Source organism: Vibrio sp. 10N.247.311.51 (genome assembly GCF_041467855.1).
GTDB lineage: Bacteria > Pseudomonadota > Gammaproteobacteria > Enterobacterales > Vibrionaceae > Vibrio > Vibrio coralliirubri.
On record NZ_JBFSVK010000005.1, the window covers coordinates 149781 to 162011 of the forward strand.

General features: G+C 43.3%; 12 protein-coding genes. 2 read left to right on the forward strand and 10 right to left on the reverse strand.

Annotation, left to right across the window (positions count from 1 at the left end):
- Position 1: 1 nt before the first annotated feature.
- The 6 genes from AB6E85_RS06880 to rfaD form a co-directional block, all read right to left on the reverse strand.
- On the reverse strand, positions 2–682 hold the full coding sequence (locus AB6E85_RS06880; RefSeq protein WP_372141977.1) for an inositol monophosphatase family protein: 681 nt from the start codon (positions 680–682) through the stop codon (positions 2–4).
- Positions 657–1373: a cytidylyltransferase domain-containing protein gene (locus AB6E85_RS06885; RefSeq protein WP_372141979.1), complete on the reverse strand. Its 717-nt coding sequence runs from the start codon at positions 1371–1373 to the stop codon at positions 657–659. Before AB6E85_RS06885 ends, AB6E85_RS06880 begins: the two co-directional genes overlap by 26 nt.
- 29 nt (positions 1374–1402) lie before the next feature.
- Entirely contained in the window at positions 1403–2662 is a 1260-nt protein-coding gene (gene waaA, locus AB6E85_RS06890) for a lipid IV(A) 3-deoxy-D-manno-octulosonic acid transferase (RefSeq protein ID WP_372141981.1), read from the reverse strand.
- Positions 2656–3714: a lipopolysaccharide heptosyltransferase II gene (gene waaF, locus AB6E85_RS06895; protein WP_372141983.1), complete on the reverse strand. Its 1059-nt coding sequence runs from the start codon at positions 3712–3714 to the stop codon at positions 2656–2658. Before waaF ends, waaA begins: the two co-directional genes overlap by 7 nt.
- Positions 3714–4700 carry a lauroyl-Kdo(2)-lipid IV(A) myristoyltransferase gene (lpxM, locus tag AB6E85_RS06900; RefSeq protein ID WP_372142061.1) on the reverse strand — a complete coding sequence of 329 codons (987 nt, stop codon included), beginning with the start codon at positions 4698–4700 and terminating at the stop codon, positions 3714–3716. Before lpxM ends, waaF begins: the two co-directional genes overlap by 1 nt.
- Positions 4701–4789: 89 nt before the next feature.
- On the reverse strand, positions 4790–5731 hold the full coding sequence (rfaD, locus tag AB6E85_RS06905; protein ID WP_372141985.1) for an ADP-glyceromanno-heptose 6-epimerase: 942 nt from the start codon (positions 5729–5731) through the stop codon (positions 4790–4792).
- 152 nt (positions 5732–5883) lie between these two features.
- Here rfaD and AB6E85_RS06910 point away from each other — a divergent pair, with 152 nt between their 5' ends.
- Together AB6E85_RS06910 and AB6E85_RS06915 are read left to right on the forward strand one after the other, a co-directional pair.
- Entirely contained in the window at positions 5884–7047 is a 1164-nt protein-coding gene (locus AB6E85_RS06910; RefSeq protein ID WP_372141987.1) for a nucleotide sugar dehydrogenase, read from the forward strand.
- 108 nt (positions 7048–7155) lie between these two features.
- On the forward strand, positions 7156–7794 hold the full coding sequence (locus tag AB6E85_RS06915; protein ID WP_081230172.1) for a TetR/AcrR family transcriptional regulator: 639 nt from the start codon (positions 7156–7158) through the stop codon (positions 7792–7794).
- 368 nt (positions 7795–8162) lie between these two features.
- On the opposite strand, the gene AB6E85_RS06920 is transcribed toward AB6E85_RS06915, so the two are convergent.
- The 4 genes from AB6E85_RS06920 to secB form a co-directional block, all read right to left on the reverse strand.
- Complete coding sequence (locus tag AB6E85_RS06920; RefSeq protein ID WP_372141988.1) at positions 8163–9314, reverse strand: murein hydrolase activator EnvC; 1152 nt, start codon at positions 9312–9314, stop codon at positions 8163–8165.
- A gap of 105 nt (positions 9315–9419) precedes the next feature.
- On the reverse strand, positions 9420–10241 hold the full coding sequence (cysE, locus tag AB6E85_RS06925) for a serine O-acetyltransferase (protein ID WP_009847961.1): 822 nt from the start codon (positions 10239–10241) through the stop codon (positions 9420–9422).
- 220 nt (positions 10242–10461) lie between these two features.
- Positions 10462–11499 carry an NAD(P)H-dependent glycerol-3-phosphate dehydrogenase gene (gpsA, locus tag AB6E85_RS06930; protein ID WP_372141990.1) on the reverse strand — a complete coding sequence of 346 codons (1038 nt, stop codon included), beginning with the start codon at positions 11497–11499 and terminating at the stop codon, positions 10462–10464.
- 196 nt (positions 11500–11695) lie between these two features.
- Positions 11696–12163, reverse strand: a complete 468-nt coding sequence (secB, locus tag AB6E85_RS06935) for a protein-export chaperone SecB (RefSeq protein WP_050648496.1) — start codon at positions 12161–12163, stop codon at positions 11696–11698.
- Positions 12164–12231 lie beyond the last annotated feature (68 nt).

A 12231-nucleotide genomic window follows, 5' to 3' on the forward strand; every position in this document is an offset into this window, starting at 1 on the left:
ATTAAGCCTCAAGTAAAATTTTGTATTTCTTTGTAGGGAATAGTATTTGCCCTTGATACGGAACACCATCTACAAATGCTTTAACATTGTGTTCAAGAGCAAGGTTTAAGCCAGGTAATACATCCCAACAGTTAACCCCTTTCACATTTTCAAAGCGTGCATAGCTTCCCTTAACCGCACTAAGCATATTATACATCGAGCACCCTATAATTCTGTATTCGAATCCTTCTGGAAGCTTTTCTAAATCTTGCTTGTTAAGCGATGAGGACAGTCCATGAATTCTTGAATTAAAGCGTTCTAATGGTTGGCCGGTTATAGCTACTTCTCTTAGTTCAGGTAGATAGATGCAAGATTCCTGATGCATCCCGTTGGTATAAATAGATATACCAACACCCCATTCACGAAGTCCACTTACAAAGTTCTCAGTACCGTCAATCGGGTCTAAAACTACAAAAGAAGCGGACTCATCCCATTCGGCATTGTCGAAGGGCGCAAACTCTTCAGAAATGAGTTGATGCTCAGGTAAGTTCTCATTGCAATATTCAAAGACTAATTCTTGAACTAGTAGATCCCCCTTTGATACGAAACTACCATCTGCCTTTTCCATTTTGGTCGCTTTAAGCGAGGTGATTTTATCGAGGTTTAGGTTGATTAAATCAACGATTTTTTGACAAAAACTCATTAACAAGCTCCTTTGAATTTTCTACTAGAGATTTTACGATATGAAAATCAATTAGGTCATCTATGTCTAGACCGCATATTTTATGGGACTCTATAGCTACAACATTGCTACCTAAGAATGCTTCCCTAAATGAATTGTTTTTAAACCTAAACACATCAGTACTGAATACTTTGTATGATTGTGGCATGTCTTGTCTTCTCATCATTGACTTGCCTAAATCATCAAATGAGGCTTTGAGCTTATGATTCTCTATCTCATAAAGCCTATTTTCTGATTCTACAACAGTTCTCACTGATGAAATACTTACATCATTTTTGATTAGCTGAATTGCATTATCGATGTCTGATTTTGAGCGAAAAACAAACGTTGGGCGTAACCATACAATAAAGTCCGGTTCAGGAATGCCTTGCTGCTCAAATGATGTGCGCAAATCTTCAAGAATGTCTTGTTCCATCGCAGTATCTGCCGCTGCATGCTCACTACGAAGAAATGGAACCTCTGCCCCATACTGTTTGGCAATCTCCGCATAATGACTAGAATCCGTACTACAAAATACGCGGTCGATTTCTGTAATGCTTTTAGCAAATTCAATTGAGTATGAAATCAAAGGTTTGTTATCAATCTCTTTGATATTTTTATCTGGTAGTCCTTTTGAACCAGAACGAGCGGGTATTATCGCGTAAGTTAGCACTATGATGTCCTCATCGGTAGTTGTAGATTTTAAAGTTGCAATGACTTGACTGTCTTATCGATAGAGCCAATGCTATCGCTTATTATTGAATAAGCCTTTTGAGTCATTAGACTTCGAGGTTTTGGGTTTTCAATCAGCCGAATTATGTCTAAATTAAGGTCTGAGAACGAGATTGCAATGCACTTTTTTCGAAGCATCTTTTCTATAATTAACTGGAAGTTAAAATAGCTCGGTCCAGTGATAATTGGCACCCCTAAAGCGGCAGGCTCTAATACATTGTGCCCACCTACTTTATCTCCGATTAGGCTTCCACCCATAAAGCAGATATCGGCAGCACCAATTAGTATCAACATTTCTCCCATCGTATCGCCAAGATAAACTTGGGCTGATTCGGACTGTGATGACTGACTTGTGCGGCGGACGGTTTCAAAGCCTTGTGCTTGGCACAGCTCAAACACACTATCAAATCGCTCTGGGTGGCGAGGAACTATAATAAGAAGTGCATTTGGGTGTGCCTCTAGAACCTTCTGATGGGCATCCAACACCTGTTCATCTTCACCCTTATGAGTGCTGGCCGCTATCCATACAGGACGGTTTGCACCAAGCTCAGTCCTTAGTGCTTTGCCTTTTTCTCTTACTTCGTCTGAAATTTGAATATCAAACTTAATTGAACCAGTGATAGCCAATTTGTTTTTATCTACACCTAAACATTCGAAGCGTGCAGCGTCAGATTCAGTTTGGCAAAGTATTTTGGTTAGGCAGGGATGCAGCAAATTAAATAGTGGCTGAACCTTGGCATAGTTGTTACATGACTTTTCTGATAGACGAGCATTAACGACGGTAATTGGAATCTCTGCTTTATTAACCACGTTAAGCGTATTTGGCCAAAGCTCGGTTTCGATAATCAGCATCTGTGTTGGTTTTATCGCTTTTAGGAAACCTTTTACAGCAAAGCTAAAGTCGATAGGCATGTAACGGTGTTCAACAAGATCGCCGAGCTTTTTGATTTGCTCAGCCCCGGTGCTTGTAGTTGTGGTGACCAAAATGGGTTGGTTAGGGGCTTGTTTCTTTAGCTCTTTAATCAGAGGTACAGCGGCAATGCTTTCACCAACAGAGACCGCATGAATCCAGATGGGAGATACGTCACTGACTAACTTTGGAGTGAAACCAAAATGCTCTTTCCAGCGAGCACCAAACTTAGGCTTATTGGGTTTATTTTTATATAAGCCAAACAGCAAGATTGGTGCTGCTAGTGTTAGCACAGCTGTATAAAGGATGCGGACTAGCATGCGCTGACCGAAATGGCTTCCAGTTTTTGAATGCTACCGAGCACTTGCTTAGGAGATAGCTCAGTAAGGCATTTCAGGTGCTTGAATTCACACTCGCGCTTGAAGCACGGGCGACAGTCGATGTCAGTATGGACGATTTCGACTTTCTCAGCCAACGGCGGGGTGTATTTGGGAGAAGTAGAACCGTAAACCGCAACGACATTGCAACCGACTGCAGCAGCAACGTGCATTAAACCTGAATCGTTGGCAACCACGGTGTCACACGCACCTAATAAATCAACAGCTTCAATTAAGCTTGTTTGACCAGCTAAAACATGAATACGGTATTGCAGCTCTTTAGGTACTAATGCTCTGATGTTGTTACAAGTTTCCAAGTCTTTTTGAGAACCAAATAGCCATATTTGTTTGCCCGCTTGGCTCATGTTGGTAGCAACCTCTGCGTAGTGTTCTTCCGGCCATTTTTTGGCTGGGCCGAACTCAGCACCTGGACATAAGCCAATAATTGAGCTGTCATTCTCTAGGTTAAACTTGGCAATGGTTGCTGTTTGTTCCGTTTCATTAATTAATAATTGAGGGCGAGGAAGAGTATCTAGGCCACCCAATGATGAAGAGTCAATCATCTCTTTTTCGGTATAGGCTAGGGCAACATAGCGCTCAACCATGAATTGAAATGACTTCATATTTGGTCGCAGGTCGTTTAATAGGCCATAGCGCATTTCACCTTTCCAACCTGTACGCAGTGGGATATTGGCAAACCAAGGGATAAGGGCAGACTTAGCAGACTTCGGTAAAATATAGGCGTGGTCATATTGATTTGCGCGCAAAGATTTACCTATCTCTCGACGACCAAGTAAATTAAATGCTCCATGGCCAATAGGCATCTCGATTGCTTGGTGTATTTCTGGCATACGTTCAAGGATTGGTTTACACCAGCCAGGAGCAATCACATCTATTTGGCTTTCAGGGTGAAGCTTCTTCAATACAATATAGAGTGATTGAGACATAACCATGTCGCCAACCCATGAAGGACCAATAATTAGGATCTTTTTCATTACTTTATGCGCCAGTCTGTTTTGTATCTTGGTTTGAAGAGGTTGTAGTAATTATTGCCATCTTCTTGAGAGTGCAGAAGCTGAAGTATCCACATGTACTGTTCAGGCTTGCCTCCAACGAAATATTCGATAGCTTGATTACACGTTCTTGCGTCTTGCTCTTCGCCTTTATCGAGTTCAAAAGCCGGTAATATCTCGATATTAAAAGAGCCGTCTTCGGTATTCATTGACGCAAACAACGGGAGAACTTTTGCCCGAGATAGCTTCGCTATTTTCCCCAAGCCTGGCAGAGTCGCTTTTCTTGTCGCGAAAAAATCGACAAAAACACTATGTTCGGGGCCATGGTCTTGGTCTGGCAGGTAGTATCCGACATAGCCATCACGAATTGATTTCAAAAATGGTTTTATTCCACCAGAACGCTCATATACACGGCCACCGTGTTGAACACGTTGTTTGTGCATAAGCCAATCAGTAACATCATTTTTTTGTTTTTTTGCCATGGCAGACACTGGCATATCCATAGACGCAAGAAGAATGGCTGGTACATCAATCGCCCAGGAGTGAGGCACCATCAATATGACATTATCATTGGCGTTAATGTGGCCTTGTAATATATCTAAGCCTTTGATATGACAGCGCTTCTTTAGCCAGGTAGCGGATTTTAAACTCAATAAACCAAAGCGGATGAAAAATAGCGATGCAGTAAACAGTGTTTTTTCAATCAGGGCTTCGCGCTCTTCAAATGTCTTCTCTGGAAAGCAGAGTTCAAAGTTAACACGGCTGCGGTGCGCAGGCCCGGTTTGAGATTTTGCGAGTTTAGCTGCAATGGTTTTAGCAAGCCATTTTTGAGCTTTGAGAGGTAATATTGCAAGAGGGAAGCCAGCAATAACCCCTAACCAAGTTCCCCAAAATTTAGGCGTTAGGAAACTTCGGTTGAATGTGGGATTATAAGCTTTTGGATCAAAATCGTTTCTTTGGGTCATAATCACTACTACAGCAGTTCATTGTCTGAACCGCTGTTATTCTTGAGTATCAAAGTTATATCGAGCATTAAAGTTACATAGAACATTAAAGCTTATTTGTTTTGAAGTGCCATATACTCTGCAACGCCTTGCGCTACGGTTTTAAATACCACATCACAGCCTGCAGCTCGAAGTTTCGTAAGGTCAGCTTGAGTAAACTCTTGGTAAGCGCCTTTTAAATGCTCAGGGAAAGGAATCGTTTCGATTTCACCTTTACCGTGGTGCTTAATTACCGCTTTGGCAACTTCGTCAAAAGACTCTGCATTGCCGGTGCCAAGGTTGAAAATGCCTGAAACCCCGCTTTCTAAGAACCATAGGTTTACTGCGGCAACATCACCGACATACACAAAATCACGTTGGAATGTTTCGCTACCTGCGAACAGTTTAGGATTCTCACCAGCGTTCATTTGGTTGTTTAGGTGGAAAGCAACAGAGGCCATGCTGCCTTTGTGATCTTCACGCGGTCCGTAAACATTGAAGTAACGGAAACCAGTAATTTGAGGTAACGTCTCGTTATGCGCTGCAGCATCCGCGGTTAGGCGGCGAACGTAGTTATCAAATTGTTGTTTAGAATAACCGTAGACATTTAATGCGCCTTCGTACTCTTTCTCTTCGATGAAAGTATCGGTTTCGCCATAAGTCGCAGCTGAAGAGGCATATAGGAAGGGAATTTCACGCTCAACACAGTAATGCAGTAACTCTTTTGAGTACTCATAGTTGTTGAGCATCATGTATTTGCCATCCCACTCAGTGGTAGCCGAGCACGCACCTTCATGGAAAATAGCTTCAATAGGGCCGAAATCATCGCCAGCCATAACTTGAGTTAGGAAGTCGTCGCGATCCATGTAGTCAGTGATGTCTAGGTCTACAAGGTTCTTGAACTTTTTACCGTTCTTGAGGTTGTCGACAACTAGAATATCGTTGTGGCCTGCATCATTGAGTGCTTTCACAATATTGCTGCCGATCATACCAGCACCACCAGTTACGATAATCATATTTTTCCTACTCTTTTGAATATAAAACTACCGCGAGTATAGCAAGGAATGACAAAGACGGGATAGTGGAATAATTCCTTAAGCGGAGTATGATATGAGCAGATTAGTCTTAGGTAAGTGCACAGTAAGCACTCGAAATTATAGGTATTATCATGAAAATTGCAGTTGCGGGTACCGGTTATGTAGGTTTATCCAATGCGATGTTATTAGCGCAGAATCATGAAGTGGTCGCGGTTGATATTATTGAAGACAAAGTAGCGATGTTGAACAATAAACAATCGCCGATTGTGGATAATGAGATTGAATCTTTCCTAGCAACTAAGGCGCTGAACTTTCGAGCGACAACAGATAAAGCGGCCTACAAAGATGCTGAGTTTGTCATTATCGCTACGCCAACCGACTATGACCCTAAAACGAACTACTTTAATACCAGTTCTGTAGAGTCGGTGATTCGTGACGTAATGATGGTTAACCCGAATGCCGTCATGGTGATCAAATCAACGGTACCTGTTGGTTATACTGAGCGTGTTAAGCAAGATTTAAACTGTGAAAACATTATGTTCTCGCCAGAATTTTTACGTGAAGGCAAAGCCCTGTACGACAACCTGCAGCCATCACGCATTATTGTTGGTGAGTGTTCTGAGCGAGCGAAAGTATTTGCTAATCTTCTTGTTGAAGGCGCAGAAAAAGAGAATATCGACGTACTGTTTACTCACTCCACAGAAGCGGAAGCAGTAAAGCTCTTCTCAAATACCTACTTGGCGATGCGTGTTTCTTATTTCAATGAGCTCGACTCTTACGCCGAAGCGCATGGTTTGGATTCTCGTCAGATCATCGAAGGTGTGGGTTTAGATCCTCGAATTGGCAATCATTACAACAATCCTTCATTTGGTTACGGTGGCTACTGCTTACCAAAAGACACCAAACAGCTGTTAGCGAACTATCAAGATGTACCTAACAATATTGTGGGTGCTATTGTCGATGCTAACCGTACTCGTAAGGACTTCATTGCGGATTCAATTATTAAGCGCTCGCCTAAAATTGTAGGTATTTATCGTTTGATCATGAAGGCCGGGTCGGACAACTTCCGTGCGTCGTCGATTCAAGGGATTATGAAGCGCTTGAAAGCTAAAGGCATAGAAGTAGTCGTATTCGAACCTGTATTAGAGGAAGAGCATTTCTTTAACTCGAAGGTTTATTCTGACCTAGAAGAGTTCAAAGCCGTATCAGATGTGATTGTATCTAACAGAATGGTAGAAGAGATCGCAGACGTTGCAGATAAGGTTTACACGCGAGACCTCTTTGGCAGTGATTGATCTGGTTTTATTTTAGCTAATGCTAATTAGACCAGATGTTAACAGCTCGATCTATCCGTTTAGTGGCGATATACTGAACCTCTAAACGGATAGGGATACTAATAACTAATGAAAACACGTGACAAGATTGTTTACGCTGCTCTAGAGCTTTTTAATGAGCACGGCGAGCGTAGTATTACGACCAATCATATTGCTGAACATATTGAGATTAGCCCTGGCAACCTCTACTACCACTTCCGCAACAAACAAGAAATTGTCCGTGATATCTTTACTCTCTATTCGACAGAGTTGCTCGAAAGGTTCACGCCGATTCAAGGGCAGCAAGAAAGCCTGACGCTACTAAAGACCTACTTAGATTCTATCTTCACGCTGATGTGGAAGTACCGATTCTTCTATGCAAACCTACCTGAAATTTTGTCACGTGATGAAAAACTCCACCTTGATTACATGGCAGTACAAGAAAGATTACAAACCAACCTTGTGGATATCATGAGAGCCTTTGTTGAGTTGAACTTGCTTAAAGCGACAGACTCAGAGATGAAGTCGATGGTCACGTCGCTTCACTTGATCGCATCGGGCTGGTTAGCGTATCAGTCTGCGATGTCTCCAAAAGCGCAAATTACAGAGCAAGTGGTACATCAAGGTATGTTGCAGATGATAGCGACCGTTAAACCAATTGCGACAACACAAGGTTTTGAGCAACTGACATTATTGGAAGATGGTGTAAGGGCGTTGAATTCTAAATAGAAAGAGACGAGTAAGCGAGATACGGGTTACGAAGATCGGGAAAGAGCAGGTTCGAGTAGCGGTATATGGTGAGCTGCGTCATTCCCTACAGCGAGGTACGAGCGCGATAGGGAATCTTTGTGTTGTGGTGAATTAAACACGACAAATAATATATGAGACTGAGATTCCAGATATTTCGTTCCTCAATTCTGGAATGACGAGGTTTTGTAAGTGACTAGTTCAAGGCCTCTTAACTCTTTTGGGTTGCTCAAGATTAATTAGCACCTTTTCCTCGAACCTACTCTTAACCTTTCTGTCTCTGGAACATTCGCCCCCGATTCTGCTTTAAGCTCTTCGCATCTCGGTTACTCGCATCCCGCATCTGCTCTTTATCGAACCAGCCAACTCTTTGGATTCTGAGCTTGGCTGTTTCTGCGAATCTCAAAGTACAGTGATGGGCGTGTTTGGCCGCCAGTGTCACCTGCAAGCGCGATGGCTTCACCTGCTTTAACCTTGTCACCTTCTTTCTTTAAAAGCGCTTGGTTAAAGCCGTAGAGCGTCATATCACCTTTACCGTGGTCAAGCAGTACCACTAAACCATAGCCACGCAGATACTCGGCAAATACAACCGTACCTGAGTAAACCGATTTTACCTGCTGACCGTACTTGGCATTGATCACCATGCCTTTCCAGTTAACTTGACCCGTTTGACTTGAACCATAGCTATGCAGAACTTTGTCTTTGATTGGCCAAGGTAGTTTGCCTTTGCGTTTAGCTAAACCATCCATAGGAACGGCGTTACGTCTTTCGCGAGCCGCTTTTTCGGCTTTCGCTATTTCAGCTTTGAGGCGAGTTTCATTTCGCTGGAGCTCTGCCAAGTAATTCTTGTCACCCGAGATGTTCTTCTTGATGCTACCAACGGTTTTCTTACGTTGTGTTTGGGTTTTGGCCAACGTATCGCGCTTTGTGGTTTGCTGTTTTAACAGGGTAGCAATTTGTTCTTGTTCGAGTTGACGCTGTTTATGGCTCTCTTCTAGCTCAAGTTGAGTTTGTTCAATCGTTTTGATTGTTGCGGAGCGAGCTTTGGCAAGGTGTTGGTAATAGTGGCTGATACGATCTTCTTCGACACCCGTGTTGAGGATGTGAGAAGACGCTTTGGCTCGACTTGTCATGTAGTAAGTCTGAATCAGTTGCTCTAACTTATCGGTATGGACTTTTTTCTGAGCAGTAAGCGCTTTAATCTTAGTGTCTAAGTTAGCAATATTTGCATTAGCCGTATTGAGTTGCTTTTTACTGTCTAGAATCGCTTTTTCAAGCGAAGCGATGGATAGCTCTTGTTTCTTGAGGCTTGCTTGTAGGCTATCGAGTTTTTTCTGTTGTGAGGACAGGTTTTTTTGTTGGCGAGATATTTCGCTTGATACGCCTTTCAGTTCCCCTTGAGAGGCGGCAAATGACGATGTAGACAAAATAGCAACACCAAGGCTGGCAGATATCAGAAGAGTCCGGCTAATGGCTCGAATTTGTTTCATCATTATCGTCATTTAGTTGTATTCATCTGCTCTTAATTTTTCGAATTTCGCTGAATCGAATCCCGCATCTGCTTTTAAGTTCTTCGCATCTCGGTTACTCGAATCCCGAATCTGCTCTTAAATCCCATCACCATGGATGAAGTTCTGAGAGCGACCATTGAACCCTTGATCCATATCTAAAGATGGCTTGTCTGTTTTAGGCTTTCCGACGATTTTGGCAGGAACCCCTGCGACTGTTGTATGAGGTGGTACGGCTTGCAGAACCACAGAGCAAGAGCCAATCTTCGCCCCTTCACCCACTTCAATGTTGCCGAGTATTTTAGCGCCGGCACCAATCATTACGCCTTCGCGGATCTTAGGGTGACGATCGCCGCCTTCTTTACCTGTACCCCCAAGGGTCACGTCTTGAAGGATAGATACATCATTTTCAACGACAGCGGTTTCACCAATCACAATGCCAGTAGCGTGGTCGAGCATGATCGCTTTACCGATACGAGCTGCAGGGTGAATATCCACTTGGCAAGCAACCGAGATTTGGTTCTGTAGGTAAGTGGCAAGAGCAATACGACCTTGCTTCCACAACCAGTTAGCCACTCGGTAACCTTGAAGGGCGTGGTAGCCTTTTAGATAAAGCAGAGGCATCGAGTACATCTCGACCGCAGGATCTCGATTTACCGTCGCGCAGATATCACAAGCGGCAGCATCAATAATCGATTGGTCCTGCTTGAATGCTTGTTCAACCACTTCTCGCACTGCCATTGCTGGCATTGAAGCCGTCTTTAGCTTGTTTGCTAGGATGTAGCTAAGTGCTGCGCCTAAACTTTCATGGTTGATGATCGTGGCATGATAAAAACTCGCAAGCATAGGCTCTTGCTCCGACTGCTGTCGAGCTTCCTTCACAATGCATTGCCAAACTTTTTGTTGTTCACAGTGTTTCATTTTACCATCCATTATTTTTAAGGGGCAGATGCGACTAACCGAGATTCGAGGTACGAAGAGCGACAAGAACAGATTAGAGTAGCGAAATACGAGTCACGAAAAGCATTGTCGTCGAACGTTTGAAGGCGCTCTTCATCTTTTTGCATCTCGATTACCCGTATCTCGTATCCGCTTTTACTATTTTCGTATCTCGTTTACTCGAATCGCGTATCTGCTCTTATTATCTTTCTGACTTTTTGTCTCGTGCAAGTAGATCTTGTGCTGCCAAGTGTGCATCTTTCCCTTGATACAACACTTGATAAATTTGTTCAACAATTGGCATCTCAACGCCCATGCGTTCTGATAATAACCAAACTTCTTTGGTGTTGCGATAACCTTCAACGACTTGGCCAATTTCTTCTTGTGCGGTATCTACATCTTTGCCTGCACCAAGCGCTAAACCAAAACGACGGTTGCGTGATTGGTTGTCAGTACAGGTTAGTACTAGATCGCCTAATCCAGCCATACCCATGAAGGTTTCTGGTTGTGCGCCAAGAGCTGCACCTAAGCGGCTCATCTCAGCTAAGCCGCGAGTGATAAGTGCGGTACGTGCATTAGCACCAAAGCCAATACCATCCGACATGCCTGCGCCAATTGCGATAACATTCTTCACTGCGCCGCCAAGCTGCATACCAATGAAATCTGAGTTTGCGTACACTCGGAATGTTTTGCCGCAGTGAATTTTTTCTTGAAGCTCTTCTAGGAAAACTTCATCAGGTGAAGCTACAGAGATAGCCGTTGGCATGCCCATCGCTAACTCTTTGGCGAAGGTTGGTCCTGATAGAACCGCTAACGAGTAACCATCACCAAGCACATCGTGCGCGACATCTTTAAGCAGGCGTCCAGTTTCTGGCTCTAAGCCTTTGGTCGCCCAACAGATGCGAGAGTCTGAGGCTAAGTAAGGTTTAACGCTGTTAAGCACAACGCCGAATACGTGGCTCGGGACGACAAGCAAAAGATCTCGGCTCGAAGTCACGGCTTTTTCTAAGTCAGATTCAATGATCAGACTTTCTGGGAATTCTATATTTGGTAGAAACTCATTGTTCGCACGCTCTGATTCAAGGCGATTCATATGAGCAGGGTCATGCCCCCAAAGAACAACATTGGCACCGTTACGCGCTAGAGATATCGCTAAAGATGTCCCATAAGAACCTGCGCCAATCACTGTCATCGCAATGTCTTTACCGTAAGCGTCTGTCGCGCGAGTTGTTTCTGTCATGCTTCCACCTAAAAATAATGAGGGAAATCGAAGAGTTCTTGAGATGTTTTCTAAATTATGAAGAAAAAGCTCTCTATCAAAATACAGTGTAAATAAAAAATGCACATCGCAGAAGCTGCGATGTGCATTTAAAAGCTAAGCTTCTTATAACATAAGCTATTTAAGCGTTCGTTAGAGTTAAGTTCTACTGTGAGACTTAAGCCTGTTCGCCTTCAGCTTGTTGCGCTTGGCTTTGTAGGTAGTTCATGAACAAAGCATCAAAGTTTACTGGTGCTAGGTTCAGTTGTGGGAACGTACCTTTAACTACTAGGCTAGAAATTGTTTCACGAGCGTACGGGAATAGGATGTTCGGGCAGAACGCACCTAGGCAATGAGCCAGTTGGCCAGCTTCCATTTCGCTTGCAGAGAAAATACCGCCTTGTTGAACTTCACAAAGGAATGCAGTGTCTTCTGCGTTCTTAACGGTAACCGTTAGACGTAGGATTACTTCGTAAACGCCTTCGCCAAGTTCACGGCTTTGAGTGTCTAGGTCCAGTTTTACATCTGGGTTCCACTCTTTTTGAAACATGTCCGGAGAGTTAGGCGCTTCGAAAGATACGTCTTTTAGGAAGATACGTTGGATTGCGAAGTTTTGTTGTGCGTCTTGTTGTGCTGCTTCAGCCATTTTCTTGTCCTTAAAAATTTATAATTAGGTTTTGTTCGTCATATCAGCCGAACAAAACCTTAAAGTTA

Coding starts and splice junctions, on each gene's coding strand:
- secB (WP_050648496.1), bottom strand. CDS start 12,163: ATGGCTGAAGCAGCACAACAAGACGCACAACAAAACTTCGCAATCCAA.
- rfaD (WP_372141985.1), bottom strand. CDS start 5,731: ATGATTATCGTAACTGGTGGTGCTGGTATGATCGGCAGCAATATTGTG.
- AB6E85_RS06915 (WP_081230172.1), top strand. CDS start 7,156: ATGAAAACACGTGACAAGATTGTTTACGCTGCTCTAGAGCTTTTTAAT.
- waaA (WP_372141981.1), bottom strand. CDS start 2,662: ATGCTAGTCCGCATCCTTTATACAGCTGTGCTAACACTAGCAGCACCA.
- waaF (WP_372141983.1), bottom strand. CDS start 3,714: ATGAAAAAGATCCTAATTATTGGTCCTTCATGGGTTGGCGACATGGTT.
- AB6E85_RS06920 (WP_372141988.1), bottom strand. CDS start 9,314: ATGACGATAATGATGAAACAAATTCGAGCCATTAGCCGGACTCTTCTG.
- gpsA (WP_372141990.1), bottom strand. CDS start 11,499: ATGACAGAAACAACTCGCGCGACAGACGCTTACGGTAAAGACATTGCG.
- AB6E85_RS06910 (WP_372141987.1), top strand. CDS start 5,884: ATGAAAATTGCAGTTGCGGGTACCGGTTATGTAGGTTTATCCAATGCG.
- cysE (WP_009847961.1), bottom strand. CDS start 10,241: ATGAAACACTGTGAACAACAAAAAGTTTGGCAATGCATTGTGAAGGAA.
- AB6E85_RS06880 (WP_372141977.1), bottom strand. CDS start 682: ATGAGTTTTTGTCAAAAAATCGTTGATTTAATCAACCTAAACCTCGAT.